17 protein-coding genes are annotated in these 21,669 nt (G+C 72.0%); 8 read left to right on the top strand and 9 right to left on the bottom strand.

Features of this window, described 5'->3' with window-relative positions; all coding sequences use genetic code 11:
* Positions 1-3: 3 nt before the first annotated feature.
* Together O7626_RS22365 and O7626_RS22360 are read right to left on the bottom strand one after the other, a co-directional pair.
* Positions 4-3,462 carry a discoidin domain-containing protein gene (locus O7626_RS22365; protein WP_278063067.1) on the bottom strand — a complete coding sequence of 1,153 codons (3,459 nt, stop codon included), beginning with the start codon at positions 3,460-3,462 and terminating at the stop codon, positions 4-6.
* A gap of 234 nt (positions 3,463-3,696) precedes the next feature.
* The gene (locus tag O7626_RS22360) at positions 3,697-4,902 is read right to left on the bottom strand and encodes a GNAT family N-acetyltransferase (RefSeq protein ID WP_278063066.1); all 1,206 of its coding nucleotides are present in this window, start codon (positions 4,900-4,902) and stop codon (positions 3,697-3,699) included.
* Between the two features lie 324 nt (positions 4,903-5,226).
* On the opposite strand from O7626_RS22360, the gene O7626_RS22355 reads away from it, so the two are divergent.
* The gene (locus O7626_RS22355; protein ID WP_278063065.1) at positions 5,227-7,512 is read left to right on the top strand and encodes a cellulose binding domain-containing protein; all 2,286 of its coding nucleotides are present in this window, start codon (positions 5,227-5,229) and stop codon (positions 7,510-7,512) included.
* Positions 7,513-7,770: 258 nt separating this feature from the next.
* Here the strand turns inward: O7626_RS22355 and O7626_RS22350 are convergent, their stop codons facing one another.
* Both O7626_RS22350 and O7626_RS22345 read right to left on the bottom strand, forming a co-directional pair.
* The gene (locus O7626_RS22350; RefSeq protein ID WP_278063064.1) at positions 7,771-8,781 is read right to left on the bottom strand and encodes an LLM class flavin-dependent oxidoreductase; all 1,011 of its coding nucleotides are present in this window, start codon (positions 8,779-8,781) and stop codon (positions 7,771-7,773) included.
* A gap of 72 nt (positions 8,782-8,853) precedes the next feature.
* Positions 8,854-9,435, bottom strand: coding sequence for an XRE family transcriptional regulator (locus tag O7626_RS22345; RefSeq protein WP_278063063.1), 582 nt, complete (start codon positions 9,433-9,435; stop codon positions 8,854-8,856).
* A 75-nt stretch (positions 9,436-9,510) separates the two neighbouring features.
* Here O7626_RS22345 and O7626_RS22340 point away from each other — a divergent pair, with 75 nt between their 5' ends.
* Positions 9,511-11,109 (top strand): bifunctional NAD(P)/FAD-dependent oxidoreductase/class I SAM-dependent methyltransferase, encoded by a 1,599-nt coding sequence (locus O7626_RS22340; protein ID WP_347404806.1) that lies wholly within the window; start codon positions 9,511-9,513, stop codon positions 11,107-11,109.
* Positions 11,110-11,186: 77 nt separating this feature from the next.
* Entirely contained in the window at positions 11,187-11,762 is a 576-nt protein-coding gene (locus O7626_RS22335; RefSeq protein WP_278063062.1) for a TetR family transcriptional regulator, read from the top strand.
* Between the two features lie 29 nt (positions 11,763-11,791).
* Here the strand turns inward: O7626_RS22335 and O7626_RS22330 are convergent, their stop codons facing one another.
* Entirely contained in the window at positions 11,792-13,924 is a 2,133-nt protein-coding gene (locus tag O7626_RS22330) for a BTAD domain-containing putative transcriptional regulator (protein WP_278063061.1), read from the bottom strand.
* 261 nt (positions 13,925-14,185) lie between these two features.
* Here O7626_RS22330 and O7626_RS22325 point away from each other — a divergent pair, with 261 nt between their 5' ends.
* Positions 14,186-14,680 (top strand): SRPBCC family protein, encoded by a 495-nt coding sequence (locus O7626_RS22325; RefSeq protein ID WP_278063060.1) that lies wholly within the window; start codon positions 14,186-14,188, stop codon positions 14,678-14,680.
* A 34-nt stretch (positions 14,681-14,714) separates the two neighbouring features.
* Here O7626_RS22325 and sigJ read toward each other — a convergent pair whose 3' ends face one another.
* Complete coding sequence (sigJ, locus tag O7626_RS22320) at positions 14,715-15,638, bottom strand: RNA polymerase sigma factor SigJ (RefSeq protein ID WP_278063059.1); 924 nt, start codon at positions 15,636-15,638, stop codon at positions 14,715-14,717.
* 266 nt (positions 15,639-15,904) lie between these two features.
* On the opposite strand from sigJ, the gene O7626_RS22315 reads away from it, so the two are divergent.
* Complete coding sequence (locus O7626_RS22315) at positions 15,905-16,261, top strand: DoxX family protein (protein WP_278063058.1); 357 nt, start codon at positions 15,905-15,907, stop codon at positions 16,259-16,261.
* A gap of 60 nt (positions 16,262-16,321) precedes the next feature.
* Here O7626_RS22315 and O7626_RS22310 read toward each other — a convergent pair whose 3' ends face one another.
* Entirely contained in the window at positions 16,322-16,816 is a 495-nt protein-coding gene (locus O7626_RS22310; protein WP_278063057.1) for an Lrp/AsnC family transcriptional regulator, read from the bottom strand.
* 170 nt (positions 16,817-16,986) lie between these two features.
* On the opposite strand from O7626_RS22310, the gene O7626_RS22305 reads away from it, so the two are divergent.
* Positions 16,987-17,856 carry an EamA family transporter gene (locus O7626_RS22305; RefSeq protein WP_278066261.1) on the top strand — a complete coding sequence of 290 codons (870 nt, stop codon included), beginning with the start codon at positions 16,987-16,989 and terminating at the stop codon, positions 17,854-17,856.
* On the top strand, positions 17,828-18,610 hold the full coding sequence (locus O7626_RS22300; RefSeq protein WP_278063056.1) for a hypothetical protein: 783 nt from the start codon (positions 17,828-17,830) through the stop codon (positions 18,608-18,610). Before O7626_RS22305 ends, O7626_RS22300 begins: the two co-directional genes overlap by 29 nt.
* A gap of 462 nt (positions 18,611-19,072) precedes the next feature.
* Here the strand turns inward: O7626_RS22300 and O7626_RS22295 are convergent, their stop codons facing one another.
* Positions 19,073-19,255, bottom strand: coding sequence for a hypothetical protein (locus O7626_RS22295; RefSeq protein ID WP_278063055.1), 183 nt, complete (start codon positions 19,253-19,255; stop codon positions 19,073-19,075).
* 9 nt (positions 19,256-19,264) lie between these two features.
* Between O7626_RS22295 and O7626_RS22290 the strand changes: the two genes are divergently transcribed.
* On the top strand, positions 19,265-20,068 hold the full coding sequence (locus tag O7626_RS22290) for a transcriptional regulator (protein ID WP_278063054.1): 804 nt from the start codon (positions 19,265-19,267) through the stop codon (positions 20,066-20,068).
* A gap of 150 nt (positions 20,069-20,218) precedes the next feature.
* Here O7626_RS22290 and O7626_RS22285 read toward each other — a convergent pair whose 3' ends face one another.
* The gene (locus O7626_RS22285; protein ID WP_278063053.1) at positions 20,219-21,637 is read right to left on the bottom strand and encodes a non-reducing end alpha-L-arabinofuranosidase family hydrolase; all 1,419 of its coding nucleotides are present in this window, start codon (positions 21,635-21,637) and stop codon (positions 20,219-20,221) included.
* Between the last annotated feature and the right edge of the window lie 32 nt (positions 21,638-21,669).

The raw sequence follows: 21,669 nt of genomic DNA, 5'->3' as shown, positions 1-21,669 counted from the left end.
GGACTAACCGAGCGGCTCGACCCAGATGTTCCGGTAGTAGAGGTTGGGGCCTGGGTCCCCATGGTCCTGGAGCCGGATCGGGCCCACCGAGGGTCCCTCCGCCGCCCCGCCGCCGGTCGGTCCGGTGATCTCGGCGTTGTCGTGCACGGTGACGCCGTTCCAGACGACGGTGACGCGGGCGTTCTCGGTCTTGACCCCCGACGCGTCGAACCGGGCGGCCCGGAACGTCACGTCGTACGTCTGCCAGGTCTGCGGCGCGGTCGCGGCGTTCACCCTCGGCGCCAGCTTCTCGTAGATGGCACCGCACTCGTTCGTGGCCGGGGTGGTGTCGCCGTACGAGTCGAGCACCTGTAGCTCGTACCGGTCCTGGAGGTAGATTCCGCTGTTCGCCCGCGCCTGCCCGGTGACGTCCGCCGGCAGGTTCGGCAGCCAGAACTCGACGTGCAGCCTGAAGTCGCCGAAGCTCTGCCGGCTGCGGATGTCGCCGCCGAGCACCTCCACCCCGCCGTTGCCCAGCGGCCAGGTCGGGTTGGCCCCGTTGGGCTGCTGGAAGTTGTCCATGTTGGACCCGTCGAAGAGGGTGATCCGGCCGGGGTCGCCGGCGGGTCCGTACGCCTCGAACTCGTAGATCCGGGCCGCGTTGTCGGTGGTGCCGGTCGGCGCGGTGACGGCCAGCCGGACGTACCTGGCCTGGGTGGCCGCGATGTCGTGGGTGGTGACGTTCGCGGTGTTGCCGGTGACGGTGGCGACCGTGCTCCAGGCGGTGCCGTTGGTGCTGGCCTGGATGGTGAAGTCCCGGGTGTTCCAGGCGGTGTTCTCGCCGCCGGCACCGGCGTGCCGGACCACGAACCGCTGCACACTCCGGACGGCGCCCAGGTCGACCTGCAACCACTTGGTGGTGCCGAGCGAGCACCACTTGTCGCTGTTGCCGCCGGTCACGCTGCCGTTCACCGCCTGCGCCGGTCCCTCGGTGCCGGAGCAGGAGCTGTCCGCGGTCGCCGGCCGGCCGAGGGCGAGGTTGGCCGTCGCCGGCGCGGTACCGCCGTAGGCCTCGAACTCGTAGATCCGGGCCGCGTTGTCTCCGTTGCCGCTCGGTGTGCCGACGGCGAGGCGGAGGTATCTGGCCTGGGTGGCCGCGAAGGTGTGCGTGGTGGTGTTGGCGGTGTTGCCGGTGACGGTGGCGACCGTGCTCCAGGCGGTGCCGTTGGTGCTGGCCTGGATGGTGAAGTCCCGGGTGTTCCAGGCGGAGTTCTCGCCGCCGGCACCGGCGTGCGCGACGACGACCCGGTTGACGCTCTGCGTCGAGCCGAGGTCGACCTGCAACCAGCGGTTGGTGCCGGTCGAACACCACTTGTCCAGGTTGCCGGATGTGGTGGTGCCGTTGACGGCCTTTGCCGGGTTCTCGGTCGCCGAGCAGGAACTGTCGGCCGTGGCCGGCCTGCCCAGCGCGAGGTTGACCGGCGGCACCTGGCCGGGAATCGCGTTCAGGGTGTACCAGACCTCGGTGCTCCAGAGTGACTGGCCGTCGGTCGCGCTGAACGGCCGGGGTGAGCGGACGTGCACCACCCGGCCAGCCTTGAGCCCGTTGACGACCAGGGTGACCTTCTTTCCGTCGGCCGAGAGCGTCGCCGAGGAGACCGACAGCGTCTCCTCGTCCACCTTCGGCCCGCCGTAGGCGGCGGTCGGCACGTACCGCCACTGCTTCACCCGGTATTTCGAGGCCAGCGCCGTCGCGGTCGCCGTCGAGAGCGGCTTGGTGTACTCGATCTCGAAGCCGTTCGACCGGGCCCGCATCGCCAGCATGTCGAAGTTGGTGCTGCCGTTCGTGGCGATCTTTTGTAGGCCGTGGTTGAGCTTCCCCTCCTGGCCCCAGTTCCCGCCGCCGTGCAGGCCGCCGGTGTAGAGGGCGCCGTCCGGGCCGACGCTGACCTCGGAGACGCCCGCCTCGAGTCCCTGGGTCATCCGGAACAGCGCGCCCTGGTACTCCCCGTTGACCTTCTCCAGGTACGCCCGCTGGAGGCCGCCGTAGGTGACGTCGCCGATCGCCATCTGCCCGGCGAAGGCACCCTGGGTGATCATCACCGGGGTACTCGGCGAGTTGCCGATCTCGTTCTGCGGGAACCAGAGGACCGGCTGGCTGACCGGCCTGTTGTCGAACGGCCCGGCCGGGTTGAGGTAGTGGTTGAAGAACCGGTCCTGCTTGATGTGCAGCAGCTTGGACGCCGGCTGGTAGCCGCCCTGGTTGTCGGTGACGAAGAGCCCGCCCTCCGGACCCCAGCCGATGCCGTGCGGGGTACGCAGCCCGCCGGCGAGATAGGAGACCGCGCCGGTGCTCCGGTTGACCCTGACGGTGGTGCCGCGGTTGCCGGCCGGCTGCGGGTCGGTGGTGGCGCCGCCGTAGTTGATCGACACCGAGAGGTTCAGGTAGAAGAACCCGTCGGCGTAGAGGAGGCCGAAGGCGAACTCGTGGAAGTTCTGGCCGAACGGCCAGGTCGCCACGGTGCGGTAGTTGTCGGTGACCCCGTCGCCGTTGGTGTCGTTCAACTCCGTCAGGCGGTGCTTCTCCGAGACGTACAGCTTGCCGTCGACCACCTTGATGCCCATCGGCTCCTGGAGCCCGCTGGCCACCCGGGTCCGGGTCACCTGGGCCGGGCTGGTGCTGCCGGTGACGTTGCCGAGCAGCCAGACCTCGCCGGCGGTGCTGAGCGAACCGCCCCAGGTGAGCACCGCGAGGCGCCCGTCCGGAAGCCAGTCGAAGCCGGTGACCTGCGGCTCGAATCCGCTGGGTCGCAGGTTGGTGAGCGTGTAGCCGGGATGTACGGCGGTCAGCGGCAGCCCGTCACCTGGCGAGTCACCGCTGGCCTCGCACTCCTTCTTCCCCGGTGCGGTCACCCGGACGACACCGGCGTCGGTGCTGAGCACCGAGTTGGGCACGGTCACGAACGACGTGGCGCCGGGGGTGCGCCACTGCAACGTCAACTGCTGGCCGCCGTCGCGTTCGAAGTGGTCGATCCGCAGCGAGTGGTAGCCGGTGGTGAGTTCGACGGTGCCGTCCTTCGGGTCCGGCCCGTGCAGTCCGTCGTGGTCGACGACGACAGCGTCGTCGATCAGGAGTCGGGAGCCGTCGTCGCTGACCAGCCGGAAGGTGTAGCTGCCGGCCTGAGAGATGTTGATGTTGCCCAGGGCCTGTGCCAGGAAGTAGTTCTCGAAGCCGAAGTCGGCCGCGCTCGTCCAGTCGACCACCGGCATCAGCTTGTCCACGTTGGGCGTCTGCGCGGCTTTGAGGGTGCAGAGGTTGTTCAGTGGCACCTGGAGGTCGAAGACCCGCAGTGTCACACCGGGTTCCTGTGGTGGGGGCGCGGCCGTGGCGCCGCCGGCCGGCAGCTGCACGGCCGTGAGGGCCAGCGCGGTGGCGACCGCGCCGAGGATCGGCGTACGCGCTCGTCGGGATGGTCGGAACACGTTTCCTCCCAGGGGGTGAGCGGGCCGACATCGCACCGTCACGGGCGCGGCGGACACTCGGCGACGCGCCGTGGCGACCGACGGGACGACGTCGTTACGTCCGGTGGGTGGCCCGGCACGCCGCTGCCTGGCAAGGCAGACCCTACGATTGTTACTTTTGAATGTCTAGATGTTTCGTCGCGAAAGCGCGAACTTTTGACTTCTTCAGCAAAAGAAGATTTCCCGTCGACCGATTTAGAAGTAGTCGAGCAGGTCGGCCCGGGGGCCGGCGGCCAGCAGGTCGAGGCCGATCGGGTCGGTGCCGGCGGGGCAGTGCAGCAGCCCGGCCTCGGCCACCGCGGCTCCGTCGGCGGCGCCGCTGTAGAGCAGGGCGAAGCCGCGTACCGAGAGCTTCGGGGCCGGGGCGTCGTCCGGGAGCCGGTGCAGTTCGGCGGCGCCGCCGTCCACCTCCAGCCGCCAGGTGCCGGAGTTCCACGGCGCCAGCTCGTCGGCGAGGGCGAAGTCGACCCGGCCGCGTACGTACCCCGGCCAGCCCCGGTCGCTGATCGCCCGGACCACGTCGACCGGTCGGTGCATCCAGAGCCGCTCCTCGTGCTGCCGTGCCTGTTCCAGCGGCAGTTGTGCGGCGACCGCGTCGTGGGCCAGTGGCCAGAGCCGGATCGTCGGCGTCACGCTCTGCCAACTGGCCAGCACCCCGACCAGCTCCCGGGCCGCCTCGGCGGTCTCGGCCAGTACGTCCCGCACGGTGAGTACGGCGTGCTGGTCGTAGCCGCGGCCGCGCTGCCAGCTGGCGTACCCGACAAGCCGGCCGTCCCGCTCGACCAGGCTGAGCCCGTCGACCCCGTCCGGCAGCGCCGTCGGCGGCCGGTGCCAGTCGAAGACGCCGCCCCGGCGGGTAAGCAGGCCGCGACGGTGCCGGGCGAGCCGCTGGTAGAGGTCGGCCGTCGCGTCGAGGTCGGCCGGACCACCCGGCCGGACCGTCAGCCCGGGTGCCGGCCGGTGCCGGGGCAGCGACACGGTCGGCAGGTCGACCGCGCGCAGGGCGCCGGCCACCTCCCAGCCGGCCCGCCGGTACGGCCCGGTCACCGTCGGGTAGAGGGCGCTGATCGCGGCACCCCGCTCCCTGGCTCCGGCCAGCAGTTCACGCAGCAGCGCCAGGGCGACGCCCCGGCCGCGCGCCTCGGGCAGCACCGCGACCCCGGCGACGTCGGCCGCCGCCACCCGGCGACCGGTCCACCACTGCTCGTGGTGCAGGTCGATCGCCTTGCCGACGAGCCGGCCGTCGGGGTCGAACGCGCCGTACCCGGTGACGCCCGGCCGGGGATCCCGGGACGGCGGCGCGGTGGACGGGGCGGAGCCGAAGGCGAGTCGGCTCAGTTCGTAGGCCTCGGCGAGGTCGTCGGCGTCGAGGCGCCGGATCAGGGGGACCGTCGGTCGCATCCAGCGGAGCCTAGTCAGCGGGCCGCCGGCCTGACCAGTTCGACGGGCCCGCCCGGCAGGTCGAAAAGGGATGGTGCTGCTGGTCGACGAGAGCTTCCGATGCGACTTCCTCGATGTTGTGCACCGGAAAACGCTTGCCCTAGCATTCAGGTGCGCAGGAGTCGTACCCCATTGTCGGGCTGCCGGTTGAACTGTTCCAGCCGGCCGCCCACCCGCGAACCGGATCCACGCCTACCCGCCGGGCAGGGTCGGCACGGCACCCCCGGTCCATCGGGCCGGCGGACGGGATCCGGTGTTCGCGCCCCGCCTCCAATGGAGTTGATCATGCGCAATGCACGACGACGCCACACCCTGCTCGCCGGCACCGCCGCCGCCGCGCTCGCCGCGACCGTCACCTGCACGGTGGTCGCCTCGGCCGCAGCCGCCGGTTGCCGGGTCGACTACCAGGTGACGAACGAGTGGCAGGGCGGCTTCGGCGCCAGCGTCAGCCTCACCAACCTCGGCGACCCGATCACCAGCTGGAACCTGACCTGGTCGTACGGCGCCGGACAGCAGGTCACCCAGGCCTGGAACGCCACGGTCAGCCAGAGCGGCAGCCAGGTCACCGCCAGCAACGTCGGCTACAACGGCTCGCTGGCCACCGGCGCCGCCGCCAGCTTCGGCTTCAACGGCTCGTGGACCGGCAGCAACCCGGTGCCAGCGAGTTTCGCGATGAACGGCACCACCTGCACCGGCTCGGTGGCACCGACCACGACCACCCCGGGCGGGCCACCGACCAGCACCCCACCGGCGACGACCCCACCGGCGACGACTCCACCGGTCACCCCGCCGGTGACCACCTCGCCGCCGACCAACCCGCCGGCCGGGGCCAAGCAGGTGGAGAACCTGGACCGGGGGCTGGTGAGCGTCCGCTCCGGCAGCGGCAACCTGGTCTCCTGGCGGCTGCTCGGCACCGAGACCTCCGGAGTGTCGTTCAACCTCTACCGGGGCTCCACCCGGGTCAACCCGACCCCGATCACCGGCGCCACCAACTACCTCGACCCGGGTGCCGCCGCCGGGACGGCGTACACGGTGCGGGCGGTGGTGGACGGGACCGAGCAGGCCGACTCGGCGCCGGCCCTCCAGTTCGGCAACGGCTATCTGGACGTACGGCTCCAGGTGCCGCCCGGCGGCACGACACCGGCCGGCGAGTCGTACAGCTACGCGGCGAACGACGCCTCGATCGGCGACCTGGACGGCGACGGCCGGTACGAGATCGTCCTCAAGTGGGACCCGTCCAACGCCAAGGACAACTCGCAGTCCGGCTACACCGGCAACGTCTACGTCGACGCGTACACCCTGACCGGCACCCGGCTCTGGCGCATCGACCTCGGTCGCAACATCCGGGCCGGCGCGCACTACACCCAGTTCCAGGTCTACGACTACGACGGCGACGGCCGCGCCGAGGTGGCGATGAAGACCGCCGACGGCAGCCGGTCCGGCACCGGCCAGGTGATCGGCTCCGCCTCGGCGGACCACCGCAACTCCAGCGGCTACGTGCTCGCCGGTCCGGAGTACCTGACCATGTTCGACGGGCAGACCGGCGCGGTCCGCTCGACCGTCAACTACGAGCCGGCCCGGGGCACGGTCTCGTCCTGGGGCGACAACTACGGCAACCGGGTGGACCGGTTCCTCGCCGGCACGGCGTACCTGGACGGGCAGCGGCCCTCGCTGGTCATGGCGCGCGGCTACTACACCCGCAGCGTCATCGTCGCCTGGGACTTCCGCAACGGCTCGCTGACCCGGCGCTGGACCTTCGACTCCAACTCGGCCGGCTCGCAGTACGCCGGGCAGGGCAACCACGCGCTCACCGTCGGCGACGTCGACGCCGACGGCCGGGACGAGATCCTCTACGGGGCGATGGCGGTCAACGACAACGGCTCCCCGCTCTGGAACACCGGGCACGGGCACGGCGACGCCGCCCACCTCGGCGACCTCGACCCGAGCCGCTCCGGGCTGGAGTACTTCAAGGTCAGCGAGGACTCGTCGAAGCCGTCGTCCTGGTTCGCCAACGCGCGTACCGGGCAGGTCTACTGGTCGACGGCGCCCGGCGGGGACAACGGCCGGGGGGTGGCCGGGGACGTCTACGCCGGCAGCGCCGGTGCGGAGTCCTGGTCGGCGGCGGTCGACGGGCTGCGCAGCCCGAGCGGGTCGAACGTCGGCCGCAAGCCGTCGTCGTCGAACTTCCTGGTCTGGTGGGACGGCGACCCGGTCCGGGAACTGCTCGACCAGACCTGGATCGACAAGTACGGCACCGGCTCGGACACCCGGCTGCTCACCGGCAGCGGGGTGGCGTCGAACAACGGCACCAAGGCCACCCCCGCGCTCTCGGCGGACATCCTCGGCGACTGGCGCGAGGAGGTGATCTGGCGGACCAGCGACAACAGCGCGCTGCGGATCTACAGCACCCCGACCCAGACCGGCACCCGGATACACACCCTGATGCACGACCCGATGTACCGGGTGGCGATCGCCTGGCAGAACACCGCCTACAACCAGCCGCCGCACCCGAGCTTCTTCATCGGCAACGGGATGTCCAGCCCGCCGGCCCCGGCGGTCTACCTCAGGTAGGCGGGTCGGCGACGGCGGTCGCCGGAAACGCGAAGCCGCACCGGCCCGCGGGTTCGCTCATCTCCCCACGTGCCGGTGCGGCACACACCGCGACATCACGCGACCCGTCCCGATCGCGCTTGTCGAACCACCACCGGTAAGAACATTAGGCGGCTTCCGGTGCGTGTCGATGACAGCACGGTGAAGAGTGTGTTTCGCGACATCCGAACGGCGTGACGCCGGTCACGGCCACCGCCGTGACGTCTCAACCCTCGCGTCTCAACCCTGGCGGCGCAGCCCGCCGGCGACCTTCTCCGCGATCAGCTCGTACGAGCGCACCCGGTCGGCGATGTCGTAGACCAGGGTGGTGAGCATCAGCTCGTCGGCCTCGGTCCGCTCCAGCAGGTCGGTGAGCTGGCGCCGCACCGTCTCGGGGGAGCCGAGCGCCTGCCCCTCCCGCCGTTGCAGCACGAACTGCCGCTCCGGCTCGGTGTACGGGTACGCCGCCGCCTCGTCCGGGGTGGCCAGTGGGGCGGGCCGGCCGGTGCGCAGCCGCAGGAAGGAGAGCGCGGCCGGGCCGAAGAGCCACTCCGCCCGCTCGTCGTCCTCGGCGCAGACCGCGTTCACCGCCACCATCGCGTACGGCCGGTCCAGCCAGCGCGACGGCCGGAAGCTCTGCCGGTAGAGCGCCAGCGCCGGCAGGGTGTTCGCCGCGCTGAAGTGGTGCGCGAAGCTGAACGGCAGGCCGAGCAGCCCGGCGAGCTGGGCACTGAACACGCTGGAGCCGAGCAGCCAGATCGCCGGCCGGTCCCCGTGGCCCGGGGTGGCGGTGATCGGCCCCGGCCGTTCCCCGGTGAAATAGTTGACCAGGTCGTCCAGTTCCTCCGGGAAGTTCTCCGCCGACAGCCCGGCCATGGTGCGGCGCAGGGCCAGTGCGGTCGGCTGGTCGGTGCCGGGCGCCCGTCCGATGCCCAGGTCGATCCGGCCCGGGTGCAGCGCCTCCAGCGTGCCGAACTGCTCGGCCACCACCAGCGGCGCGTGGTTGGGCAGCATTACCCCGCCGGAGCCGACCCGGATGGTCGAGGTGGCCGCCGCCACGTGGGCGATCAGCACCGCCGGGGCGGAGCTGGCGATGGCCGGCATGTTGTGGTGTTCGGCCACCCAGAACCGGTGGTAACCCAGCTCCTCGGTGCGCCGGGCGAGTTCGGTGGTGTGCCGCAGGGCCGCGCCGCTGGTGGTGCCGGCGGCGACCGGTGCGAGGTCGAGGACAGACAACGATACGTCGATCACACAACGCGGCAACCGGCGGCGGGCCGGATTTCTTCCGGATTCCGCTCCGCGGGCCGACGTGATTCCGGTCGGTCAGCGCTGCTTCGGCCGGGCCCGGACGTGCAGCCGCTCGCCCTGCGGCCCGAAGAGGGAGAGCACCTCGGTGGGCCCGGGACCCGGGTTGGAGATGCGGTGCGGAACCCGGGTGTCGAACTCGGCGACCTCGCCGGGGGCGAGCATCAGGTCGTGCTCGCCGAGCCGCAGCCGCAGCCGCCCGGAGAGCACGTAGAGCCACTCGTACCCCTCGTGGGTCTGCGGTTCCGACTCGCCCTTCGGGGTGCCCGGCGGAAGGATCTGCTTGAACGCCTGCAGACCGCCCGGCCGGCGGGTGAGCGGGAGGAAGGTGATGCCGTGCCGGACGATCGGCCGGGGGTGCACCCGGGGATCCGCGGTGGCGGGAGCGTCGACCAGCTCGTCCAGCGAGACCTGGAAGGCCCGGGCGAGCGGCAGCAACAGCTCCAGGGTCGGCTTGCGGCCGCCGGACTCCAGCCGGGAGAGGGTACTCAGCGAGATGCCGGTGAGTTCGGCGAGCTGGGTGAGGGTGCTGCCGCGCTGCTGGCGTAGCTCCCGCAGGCGGAGACCGACCGAGGTCAAGGCGAACTCCTCGTTTGCCATAGTGGCAAGGATACTTGCCGCTGTCTCGGGCCGGGCGCACCGTGGACGGGTACCTGGCGACAAGGAGAGTGCGACGTGCTGGAGACGGGCTTGGACATGACATACGACGTGGTGGTGGTCGGCGGCGGGGCCGCCGGGCTGGCCGGAGCATCGGCACTGGCCCGGGCCCGGCGCTCGGTGCTGGTGGTGGACGCCGGCGAGCCGCGCAACGCACCGGCCGACGGGGTGCACAACTACCTCGGCCGGGAGGGGACCCCGCCGGCCGAGCTGATCGCCGACGGGCGGGCCGAGCTGGCCCGGTACGGCGGCGAGGTCCGCACCGGCCGGGTCGGGACGGTGCTCCGGGACGGCGACGGGTTCCGGCTCGCCCTGGACGACGGGACCGAGCTGCGGTCCCGCCGGCTGCTGGTGGCGACCGGGCTGGTCGACGAGTTGCCCGAGCTGCCCGGCCTGGCCCAGCGGTGGGGTCGGGACGTGCTGCACTGCCCGTACTGCCACGGCTGGGAGGTGCGCGATCGGCGGATCGGCGTACTGGCCGGCGGGTCGACCGCGCTGGCGGTGCACCAGGTGAACCTGTGGCGGCAGTGGAGCCCGCAGGTGATGCTGCTGGCGCACCGGAACCTGGCGCTGGAGCCGGCCGAGGCCGAACAGCTCGCGGCGCGCGGCATCCCGGTCGTCCTCGGCGAGGTGGCCGGGCTGGAGGTCGGCGACGACACGCTGACCGGGGTACGCCTGGCCTCCGGCGAGGTCGTCGCGCTCGACGCGGTGGTGGTCGCGCCCCGGTTCACCGCCCGGGCCGGCGTGCTGGAGTCGCTCGGCGTCAAGCCGGTCGACGTGGAGATGGGCGGGCACGTCGTCGGAAGTCAGCTCCCGGCCGACCCGACCGGGCAGGCGGCACCCGGGGTCTGGGTGGCTGGCAACGCGGCGGACGTACGCGCCCAGGTGATCTCGGCGGCCGCCTCCGGCCTGCTCGCCGGGGCGGCGGTCAACGCCGACCTGGTGGCCGAGGAGACCCGCGCGGCCGTGGAGTCGTACCGGCGCCAGGTGCGCGACGCGTTCGAGCAGGAGGGCTGGGAGGAGCGTTACGGCGCCAAGCCGGCGATCTGGAGCGGGCACCCGAACGTGCAACTCGTCGCCGAGGCCGCCGGGCTGGTGCCGGGCCGGGCCCTCGACGTCGGCAGCGGCGAGGGCGCCGACGCGATCTGGCTGGCCGAGCGGGGCTGGCAGGTCACCGGGGTCGACATCTCGACCACCGCACTCGGCCGGGCCGCCGCGCACGCCGAGGCGGCCGGTGCGCAGGTCGCCGGCCGGATCGAGTGGCTGCACGCGGACCTGCGGGAGCGGCCACTGGACGAGGGCCGGTACGACCTGGTCTCCGCGCAGTACATGCACCTGCCCGGGCAGGTGCGGCGGGAGCTGTTCGGCCGGCTGGCCGCCGCGGTCGCACCGGGCGGCACACTGCTGCTGGTCGGCCACCACCCGTCGGACATGCACACCTCGGCGCACCGGATGCACTTCCCCGACATGATGTTCACCGCCGAGGAGGTCGCCGCAGCCCTCGACCCGGCCGACTGGACGGTGCTGGCCGCCGAGACCCGGCCCCGACGGCGGGTGGACCCCGAAGGGCACGAGGTCAACATCTCCGACGCCGTCCTGGTGGCCCGCCGCCGATAGCCGACCGTGGTCCGGGCCGGTGGCGGGCTACCCGGCCGGCCGGCCCGGCCCGGACGGTGATATGTACCATTCGGTACGTGACGGACGGCAGGGTCCCCTCGACCGCTCGGGAACAGTTGTTGCAGGCCCTGGTCGAGCACCTCGCCGACCACGGTGTCCGGGACCAGAGCCTGCGTACGCTGGCGGCGGCGGTGGGCACCAGCCATCGGATGCTCCTCTACCACTTCGGCTCCCGGGAGGGACTGCTCGCCGCCGTGGTCGACGCGGTGGAACGGCAACAGCGTCAGGTGCTCGACCGCCTCGCGGAATCGACCCGGGCCACGCCCCGGGAGGCGGCGCTGGAGTTCTGGTCACTCGTTCTGGCACCCGCGCTCCGCTACGGCCCACTGTTCTTCGAGTTGTCGGCGCACGCCATGCGGTCCCAGCCGCACGCGGTGGTCCTCCGCGACTCGCTCGTCGAACCGTGGCTGCACCAGCTGACCGGACTGCTGCGCAGGGCCGGTCACCGGCCGGAGACGGCCCGGGTACGGGCCCGCCTCGGCCTCGCCGTCGCCCGCGGCCTGCTCCACGACGTACTTCTCAGCGGTGACACGGCCGGCGTCGACGCCGCGATGGCGCTCTTCGTAGACCTGGTCGAACCCGGGCCGGGGTGAGCCGACCCGGAGCCCGGCGGCCGTGCGCCTCATCCCGCGACGGCGTCCCGTGGCGGGGCGAGGACGACCGGCGCCTGTGCCGCGGCGAACAGCAGCGTCGGCCCGGCCCGGCCGGCCCGGTCGTCCACGAACCGGGCCACGGCCGTCGCCAGCCGCCGGGCATCCCCGGCACGACCGACCAGCACGGCGGTGTGCATCACCATGCGCATCGCCGGGTACTCCGCCGCCAGCCAGCGCCCGGGATCGACCCGGCTGGCCCGGTGGCCGGCGTCCGCGCCCGGTCGGCCGCCGGCCGGGTCCAAAAGGCGCAGCCAGTAGGCGGTGAGCAGCGCGACGAGGACGCCTGCCGCGCCCGGCGGCGTCTCCGCCTCGGCCCGCTCCCGGGCGTAGAGGCGGAGCAGCGGCGGCAGCCAGTACCGGATCTGTCCGGTGGGCTCGTAGCGGACCACCTCCGCCAGCTGGAGGTCGACGAGCTGCTCGACGAGTTGTTCGGCGTGCCGGGGCGGCAGCCGCAGCGCCCCGGCGACGGTGGCCGGGGTGAACTCGGCGACCCGCAGCAGACCCAGGCTGTGGAAGAGGACCCGTGCCGACGCGCCGAGCTGGCGGTAGCTCGGCGCCAACCGGGTACGCAGGTCGTCGTCGGCGGTGTGCAGCTCGTCGAGGCGCCCGCGCTCGTCCGCGAGCCGGCCGGCGAAGAGGTGCAGGGGCCAGCGGGGACGCCGGGACAACCGGGCCGCGACGGCGCGCAGGGCGACCGGCAGGCCGTCGCAGTACCGCGCGATGAGGCGGGCGGCGGCCGGTTGCGCGGCCACCCGCTCCGCCCATATGACCGCGGCCAGCATCCGGCGCGACTCGTCGCCGTCGAGGGGACCCAACTCGACAAGCCGTGCGCCGGCGATCCCGGTGAGCCGACGGCGCGCGGTGACGATGACCGCCGAGGCCGGGTTGGCGGGCAGGAGCGGGCGTACCTGTTGCTCGTCGTACGCGTCGTCCAGGAGTACGACCATCCGTCGCCGGGCGGTCAGGCTCCGGTACCGCGCGGTGGCCTCGGCCAGTCCCTGTGGCAGTGCGGTCGCGGGGACGCCCAGTTGCCGGAGGAGACGATCGAGGACGGCGTGCGGCCGGGCGGGCGTGCCGGTGGTCCCGTCGAGTCGCGCGTAGAGCTGGCCGTCCGGATAGCCGGGCGAGATCAACTGCGCCACCCGCGCGGCGAACGCCGACTTGCCGACTCCGGCAGGGCCGGTGACCACCCGTACGGCCCGCTGGTGCGATGCCGTCGACAACTCGCCCGTCAGCGCCCGGATCTCCGGTTCGCGGCCGGTGAAGTCGTCAGGTGCCGGCGGAAGCGGCTGCGGCGGGCCGGCCGGTCCGGGTACCCCGGCCGTCGCGGTCGCGGCGGCGGACACCCCGTCGGCGTCCGGGACCGGCGCGGTGCCCCGCAGCACCGCCTGCTGCACCGCCCGCAACCACGGCCCCGGCTCCAACCCGAGCTGCTCGACCAGGACGTCCCGGCCGCTCCGGTAGACCTCCAGCGCCTCCGGGTGGCGCCCCAGACCGGCCAGCGCTGTCATCAACTGACCCCGGAACCGTTCCCGGAACGGATACCGGAGCACCAGATCGGTCAGCTCCGCGGTGACGGCGTCCCACGCGTGCAGGGCCAGCTCCGCGGTGATCCGGTCCTCCAGGGTGGCCAGCCGAAGTTCCTCCAACCGGGCGGCCTCGCCGGCCAGCCAGCCCGACTCGACCCCCTCCAGCGCCGGCCCCCGCCACTGTTCCAGCGCCTGCCGCAGCAGCTGGGCGGCTTCGTGCCACCGGCCGGCGGCCGTCGCCGCACGCCCCGCCGTGCCCAGCCGGACGAACTCGTCCCGATCCAGCGTCCCGTCGACCTGGATCAGGTAACCGGGGGCCCGGGTGTGGATCACGGCCGGGGCGCCGGCGGCCGCGAGGGCGGTGCGCAGCGTCGAGACGTAGGTGTGCAGCAGGGCGCGCGTCCGGCCGGGTGCGCCAGGTCCCCAGACCGCCTCGGCGAGGGCGGCCGTGGCCACCACCCGGCCGTGGTTCACCAGCAACGCGGCCAGCAACCGCCGTGGCTTGCGGCCACCCAGGCCGGTGACACCGCCGTCGCCGACGACCTCGATCGGCCCGAGGACGCGAAACTCCATCCGAACTCCCGTCGAGATCCGGACGCCCCGCTCCACGGCCGGGTTCGTTCCCGGAGCGGCGGTTCCCGCTGGTTGATCTGTACCAGATGGTACATGTACCGGCGCGAACGGCTCGCCTCGGCGACCGACCCTCAAGAAGCCCTGAAGCCGTATTGGAGACAGCGCCTTGCTTCGCACCGCGCCAGCGTGGGCCAATGACCGCGCCGCCGGATGCCGTGGCGACGGCGGTCCAGGACCATTTCGACGGAGAGCGGGTTCGACGTGAAGATTCGTACCGAGGCTCTGGTGAACGCCGGGCCGGACGTGCTGTGGAAGGTGCTGTCCCAGCCCACCCGCTGGCCGGCGCTGACCGAGTCGATCGTCGCCGTGGAGCTGCTCGACGGGTCGCTGCGGGTCGGCGACCGGGTCCGGATCGTCCAGCCGCGCCTGCGGCCGATGGTCTGGACGGTGACCGAGTGGACGGCGGGCTCGTCGTTCGCCTGGACGGCCAGTGCGGGTGGCGTGACGACCGTGGGCACCCATGTGATCAGTCCGGTCGGGTCGGGGGAGACGAGCCGCCTCGTGCTCGGTCTGGAGCAGACCGGCGTGTTGGCGCCGTTGATCGGACTGCTGGCCGGTGGGCGGATCCGCCGGTACGTCGAGTGGGAGACCGCGGGCCTGAAGGCCGGAGCCGAGGCGATCGCCGGCTCCGGCGAACTGCCCCGACGGGAGCACGGACCGGGCGGCGGGATGGTGCACCTCGACGACGAGCGATGACGAGTGGTCGGCACAGCCGTTGGGCGGTGCCGGGTCAGCGGCGCCGGGACCAGCCCGGAGCACCAGCCGGCTCCGCCGAGCCGAGGCCGCCCAACTTGGCGGGATTCCGGATCATGAGTACCTGCTCCACCCGGTCGTCGGCGAGCACGAGGTGTACGGAGACGGCGATGCCCGAATCCGCCCAGCCGACCAGCGCCGGCTGGCCGTTGGCCTCGACCATCCGCATCCGGATCCCGTGCCCCGGGCCCGTGGCGAGCGCCACCAGCAGCCGGGCCACCTTCTCGGGCCCCACCACCGGTTGCCGGGCGGCCCCGACCCGGCCACCGCCGTCGGCGAGCAGCGTGGCCTCCGCGCTCATCGCCTCGATCAGCTCGTCGACGTTGCCACTGGAACAGGCCCGCAGGAAGCGCCGGGTGATCTCGGCATGCCGGCGACGGTCGGTCTCGAAGCGCGAGCGGCGGGCGCGGACGTCCGCCCGTGCCCGGTTGGCCATCTGCCGGACGCTCGGCTCGGAACCGCCGAGATAGTCGGCGATCTCCCGGTACGAGTACCCGAACACCTCGCGGAGCACGAAGACGGCACGTTGGGTCGGGGTCAGCGTCTCCAGTACGACGAGCAGCGCCATCGACACCTCGTCCGCGCGCTCGACGTACCGCGCCGCGTCCGGGCCGGTGGCGACCGGCTCGGGCAACCAGGGACCGACGTACGTCTCGCGGCGCGCGAGATTGTCCCGGAGCCGGTTGCGCGCCAGCCGGCTGGCCATCCGGGTCAGGTAGGCGCGCGGATCGCGCACGTCGTCGACGGGCACGTTCGACCATCTGATCCAGGCGTCCTGGGCGACCTCCTCGGCATCGGTCAGGGTGCCGAGGATGCCGTAGGCGATCGCCAGGATTCTGCGGCGATTCTCGACGAACGCCCTGGTGGCGCTCTCGTCGACGTCGTCGTCGGCTCCCGTCACTGCTGGTCCGCCTCCAGTCGCCAGGACACACGGCATGGCTCGCACCAACTATCCGGCACCCGCCTCGAAACAGCCTTCAGGATGCCTGGAATCGGTGCCGGGAGCGTTGCCGGCAGGTGTGATGTCACGATCCGCCCCCCGCCGGTGTCCTTCTTCCGGAAGGTACGACAACCGTGAGGTGAGGAGCAGAGACAGATGCGCTACCCGATGCGGAGCCACCCGCCGTGCCCGGCAGGCATACCGACCGGGCGGGGGAGACGACCGCGATGAGACTGCCGGATCCGGTGTGGCCGGTCGTCGCGCTGGCCCTCGTCCAACTCGTCGACGCGTTCTTCTGCGTGCGGCCGGTCGGTTTCGTGCGCCGCTGCCTGACCAACGTCGGGTTTCCCCGCCGGTACTGGCGACTGTTGACCCCGGTGAAGCTCGCCGCCGCCGCCGGCCTGCTGCTCGGCATCGTCGTGCCGTACCTGGGGCTGGTCACGTCGTCTGCCCTGGTGGTCTATTTCGTGGTCGCCATCGCCATGCACGTCCGGCGCCGCGACCTCGGCCGGGACCTGTTCCTGAACGCCACCGGGATGCTGCTGATCTGTGTCGCGGTCACCTGGTGGTCGTTCCTGCGGTGACCCCGGCGGGCCCGCACGGCCCGCGCCGGACGTCCGCACCGCCGGTCCGTGCGGGCAGCGTCAGTTCGGTGCGGGCAGCGTCGGGCGGGGCGGCACCGGCGTGGAGACGACGATCGCGCTGGTGGTGGTGCCGTGCAGGAGGAACTCGTCGAGTACGGGCGCCAGGTCCTCGACGTCGGGCACGTGCACGCGCAGGAGGAAGCAGTCCTCACCGGTGACCCGGTGGCACTCGCTCACCTCGGGCCTGCGTCGGGCGAGTGCCACCACCCGATCGAGTTGCCCCGGACCGGGCCGCACCCGTACCCAGGCGGACACCGGAAGTCCGACGGCGGCGGGATCGATGTCCACCCGGTAGCCCCGGATCACCCCCGACTCCTCGAGCTGCCGGAGGCGGTCCCGGACGGTCGGCGTCGAGACGCCGAGGGTACGCGCCAGCGCGGTCACCGAACTGCGCGGATCGGTCGTCAGTTCGGCGAGCAGCCGCCGGCTGAGCGGATCCAGATCCGATTTTCCGCTTCGGAGGAATTCAGCTCGACCGGGCTTCCCTTTGGCCATCAGAATCCTCCGTCGGTTCACAACATGTCATGGATCCGAAGCGCGGGCCTTTCGATAATAGGTCGGTGTCCACCACCGCCCCGGCCTCCGCCGGCAGTTCGGTCCCGCCGGCCGGGCGGGCGGGCCCGGCCGATCGGGTCCCGGCCGCTGCCTACTTCGCCACCAGCGCGCTGTTCCACAATCTCGGGCCGGCCTTCGCGGTGCTCCTCTTCGCCCGGCTCGACGTACTCGGTGTCGCCTGGCTGCGGATCGCCGCCGCCGCGCTGGTGTTCGCGGTCTGGGCCCGGCCGTGGCGGGTGTTCGCCGCGTCGAGCTGGCCGCAGCGGCGCCTGCTGGTTGCCCTGGGCGTGGTCCTCGGGCTGATGAACAGCAGCTTCTACCTCGCTCTGGAGCGGTTGCCGCTGGCCACCGTCAGCGCGGTCGAGTTCCTGGGCCCGGTGCTGCTGGCCGCCGTCGGGGTCCGGACCCGGCGCAACCTGCTGGCCTTCCTGACCGCCTTCGGGGGCGTGGCCCTGCTCGCCGACGCCCGGCTCGTCGACGAGCCCCTCGGCTTCGTGTTCGCGGGCCTGAACTGCGTACTGTTCCTGCTCTACGTCGTCCTCGGGCACCGGGTGGCCGCGGCCGGCGGCACGACGGGCATCCACCGGTTGGCTGCCGCGATGCTCGTCGCGGTCGTCCTGGTCAGCCCGTTCGGGTTCGACCAGGTCGCGGCGGGGCTCGACGAGCCGGTGCTGCTCGCCGCCGGGCTCGGGGTCGGCGTCTGCTCGTCGGTGATCCCCTACGTGTGCGACCAGTTGGCGATGGCCCGACTCTCCCGAGCCACCTTCGCGCTGATGCTCACCCTGCTGCCGGCCACCGCCACGGTGGTCGGCGTCGTCGTCCTGGCGCAGGTCCCCACGGCGCTCGAAGCCCTCGGGGTGGCCCTGGTCGTCGCCGGGGTGGCGGTGCACCGACAGGAACGGCGACCCCGACCCATGTCACGTTCCGGGGGTGCCCACGGGTCCTACTCGCATGACCGAGGACAGTGCTGCACGCCATGACCCGCGACCCGGCTCGACCCGGGCCGCCGACCCGGCCCGATGGCCCGCCGTCCGGCTGGTCGAGCCCGCCGCCGCCGGCTTCGTGTTCGTGGGGATCGCGTCGGGGCGATGGCGGCGGCCCGTCGCCCTGCCGAACGCCCGACGACGACAGCTGCTGGCCCAGGTCGAGGAGGTCGCCACCGTACTGCGCGGCCGGTCGGACGTCTCCCGGGCCGACACGTTCCGTGGCCTGGTACGCCCGCCGGGCACCCGCGCCCTGCCCGGTCAACGGGTACCGGCCGCCGAGTACGACGTCGTCCTCCTCGTCGAGCTGGGGTCGGTCGCCGCCGCCGCTGGACTCCTCTCCGGTACGCCCGTGCGGGAGCTGGTCGGGACAGCGCGGCGCAGCCACGGCAACGTCCTGGCCTTCGCCGCGTCCAACGTGCGGCGGATCGGTCCGGTGGATCACGACCGTCAGGGAGTCTTCCTGTTCAACTACTTCACCGCCGACCGGGTGACCGAGAACCTGGCCGCCTGGCAGTACACGGCCGGGTGGTTCCAGGCGGAGACGGGGCTGGACAACTCGACCGTCCTGGCGCCCGTCGACGGCAGCGGAGTCGGCTTCACCCTCGTCAACCACTGTCGCTGGTCCCGGCTGACGGAGATCCTGCCGTCTCTGGTCCTCAAGCCCAGCTTCCGGAGCTACGTCCTGGCCACCTTCGCTCGTCACCGGACCGCACCCCATCCCGTCCTCTACCGTCTCCACCGCTCCTGACCGGCTCCGGCGGCGGGACGGCGCCCACCGTGCGGTGTACAACTGCGGATGGATCCGGTTGAACATCCGAGCGCGTCCGCCGCCGCGCCCGACAACGGCGCGGGCGGGTGGCCACGGGTGGTCAGAAGCTGCTCCGACGCCTTTTCCGAGCGACAAGGCGGCCCTGGTGGGGAGGCTTCGCGGCGCATTGATCCATTGCGTTCTCTTCGTGCCGGAGGGTAGGGTTGATCACGGCGCAGTTGGAGACGGTTACAACAGCGATTGCACGGGGGCCTGCCGTCGCATAAACATCATTTCCTTCCATCGGTGTGGAGTCGTGCCGACGATTCCACAACGGCGAGTTCTCGTGCGGTCCGAACTGGCTGGTGAATTGTCGGGTCGACGACCTCTGTCGCGACCTGCTGCACGGCCGGGTTGATCGAACGGAGGAAGTGAATGGCTGTCGACTTCGCAGTTGCCGAGTTATCGTCCGCCGAGGTGGACCGCGCACGGGCCGTCGCCGAAGATCCCCGAGGCATTCCGGTCGTCGAGGTGGCCGTGGCCGCGCTCCGAGCCGCCGACTCGCCGCGACTCACCGGAATCGACGCCGATCACGTGCGCGTACTCGCCGAAGTGGAAGCGGGCCTCCCGGCGATCTACGTACATCGTCAGACGATGCGTGTGATCGACGGGATGCACCGGCTGACGGCGGCTCGGCTGATGGGTCGGGACAGGATAGCCGTACAGTTCTTCGACGGTGACGAGGCGGATGCGTTCTGGTTGGCGGTGCAGGCCAACGTCACGCACGGACTGCCGTTGACCCTGGCCGAGCGCCAGGCCGCCGCGGGGCGGATCATCCAGTCCCATCCGGAACTGTCCGACCGGGCCATCGCCTCGACCGCCGGCCTCGCCGCCAGGACGGTCGCGGCGATCCGGCTGAGGTCGGCCGTACAGCCGTCACCGGTCCGGATCGGCCGGGACGGCCGGGCCAGGCCGCTGAACGCCGCCGAAGGACGCCGGCTGGCCAGCCAGGTGATCGCCGCCCGGCCCGACCTGTCACTGCGGGAGATCGCCAGGGCCGCCGGCATCTCGGTCGGAACGGCCCGGGACGTACGGGCGCGGGTGCGTGCCGGCCAGGACCCGGTGCCGCCCCGGCAACGCGGCGGATGCGACCCGGCCGGCGGCACCGCCGGCCGCCCGGAATCGCGTACCGCCGGCGGCGCCGGGCTCGATCCGGTGGACATCCGGGCGCTGCTGGAGGGTCTGCGGCGCGACCCCTCGCTCCGGTACACCGAGTCGGGCCGGCACCTGCTGCGCTGGCTGAGCACCCGCACGGTCGCGCCGGCCGAGTGGCGGCAGGCCGTGGACGACGTATCGCCGCACTGCGCCATCCTGATCGAGCGGATCGCCAGGGAGTGCGCCCGGGTGTGGATGGAGTTGGCCGACGAGCTCGACCAGCGCAGCACCGGCCGCCCCTGAACCCCGGGGCCGAGCGGCGCGACGATTCGGCCGCTGTCGTCCCGGCTCCGCAGCTGACAGGGCGGGCTCGGCTGGTGCCGAGCCCGCCCTGTTCGTCCCGGGCCCGTCGGGCGGGTCGTGGGTCAGACGGTCAGATGGTTGGTTGGTTGGTCAGCGTTGCAGGGTGAGGAGTCCGGGGCGGTAGGGCAGCAGGCCGTAGTCGCCGCCGGAGTTGGGGGAGCGGCCCTGGTAGAGGAGTTGGAGGTTGCAGGGGTCGACGGTCATGGTCTGGTCGGCGTTGGTCCGGATCAGCTCGCCGTGGCTGATGTCGTTGGTCCAGGTGGCGCCGCTGTTGGCCTTGCCGGCGAAGGGGTTGCTCTCGCTGGTGGCGTTCGGGGTCCAGGAGCCGCCGAGGCTGGTCGCGGTGAAGGAGCGGAAGTAGCGACCCTGCGAGCCGATCGCCTCGACGATCATGAGGTACCGCTGCTGGCCCTGGAGTTTGTAGACCTGGACGGCCTCGAAGAGGTTGTTCGTGCTGTCGGTCATGATCGTGGTGTAGTTGGAGCCGAAGCTGCCGGGGAAGTTCCCGATCGGCATGCTGGAGCGGTAGATACGGCCGTTGTCCCCGGCGAAGAACAGGTACATGTTCTGGTCGTCGCCGATGAGGGCCTGGTCGATCGGCCCGGTCCCGGAGTTGGAGATACTCGCCGTCGACAGGGTCTGTTGGGCCGACCAGCCGTTGGCGTTGGTCGGGTTGCTGGAGGTGCGGTAGGAGAACGCGGTCCCGCCCCACTGGTAGGCGAGCACCCAGATGTTGCGCGGGGCGAAGTAGAACAGCGACGGTGCGACGGTTCCGGACGACATCGCGTTCTGGCTGGCCGAGCCCATCTGGTTCCAGTTGGAGAACAGGCCGAAGTTCATCGACCCCCACGAGGTCCCGGTGTCGTGCGTGGTGGCGTAGACGAGGTGCTGACCGTTGTAGGGGGCGTAGGTGAAGTCCTTCAACGACACCCAACCCGACCTCGGCTGCGCCAGGGCACCGGTCGACGACCACCGGTACGACGACGGCAGGTTGCACGTACCGGTCGGCGGCGGGGTCGTGGTCGGCGGCGGGGTGGGCGGGTTGGTCGGGGGGTTGGTCGGCGGGTTGGTCGGGTTGGTGGTCGGCACGGTGCCGCCGGTGCACGTCACGCCGTTCACGGCGAAGCTCGTCGGCACCGGGTTGCTGCCGGTCCACGATCCGTTGAAGCCGAACGACACCGAGGCGTTGGTGCCGACCGAACCGTTGTAACTCACGCTCCTTGCCGTCACCGTCGAACCACTCTGCGTCAGCGTCGTGTTCCACGCCTGCGTCACCGTCTGTCCGGCGCCGAACGACCACGTCAACGTCCAGCCGTTCAGCGGGTCGCCCAGGTTCGTGATCGACACGTTGGCGCCGAATCCGCCCTGCCATTGCGAGGACACGGCATAGTTCACCGAGCAGCCGGCAGCCGCGGCACCTGCCGGCAATGCCACGACAACCGCGGACGACGCCAGTAACGCGACGGCGGCCGACGCCAGGCCGGCATTGGTCGCCCTGGACCTAGTCATAAAACATCCTCCTGACGGGACAGCGGCCTGCG

It is taken from the genome of Micromonospora sp. WMMD1102 (assembly GCF_029626265.1).
In the GTDB taxonomy this organism is placed as follows: domain Bacteria; phylum Actinomycetota; class Actinomycetes; order Mycobacteriales; family Micromonosporaceae; genus Plantactinospora.
The sequence above is the reverse complement of the archived record's forward strand: the minus strand, read 5'-3'. Positions and strand labels throughout refer to the sequence as shown.

Excerpts from the sequence above, each read along its gene's own strand:
- O7626_RS22360 (WP_278063066.1), bottom strand. The coding sequence starts at position 4,902 with ATGCGACCGACGGTCCCCCTGATCCGGCGCCTCGACGCCGACGACCTC.
- O7626_RS22355 (WP_278063065.1), top strand. The coding sequence starts at position 5,227 with ATGCGCAATGCACGACGACGCCACACCCTGCTCGCCGGCACCGCCGCC.
- O7626_RS22345 (WP_278063063.1), bottom strand. The coding sequence starts at position 9,435 with ATGGCAAACGAGGAGTTCGCCTTGACCTCGGTCGGTCTCCGCCTGCGG.
- O7626_RS22330 (WP_278063061.1), bottom strand. The coding sequence starts at position 13,924 with ATGGAGTTTCGCGTCCTCGGGCCGATCGAGGTCGTCGGCGACGGCGGT.
- O7626_RS22315 (WP_278063058.1), top strand. The coding sequence starts at position 15,905 with ATGAGACTGCCGGATCCGGTGTGGCCGGTCGTCGCGCTGGCCCTCGTC.
- O7626_RS22310 (WP_278063057.1), bottom strand. The coding sequence starts at position 16,816 with ATGGCCAAAGGGAAGCCCGGTCGAGCTGAATTCCTCCGAAGCGGAAAA.
- O7626_RS22300 (WP_278063056.1), top strand. The coding sequence starts at position 17,828 with ATGACCGAGGACAGTGCTGCACGCCATGACCCGCGACCCGGCTCGACC.
- O7626_RS22295 (WP_278063055.1), bottom strand. The coding sequence starts at position 19,255 with ATGTACGTAGATCGCCGGGAGGCCCGCTTCCACTTCGGCGAGTACGCG.
- O7626_RS22290 (WP_278063054.1), top strand. The coding sequence starts at position 19,265 with ATGCGTGTGATCGACGGGATGCACCGGCTGACGGCGGCTCGGCTGATG.
- O7626_RS22285 (WP_278063053.1), bottom strand. The coding sequence starts at position 21,637 with ATGACTAGGTCCAGGGCGACCAATGCCGGCCTGGCGTCGGCCGCCGTC.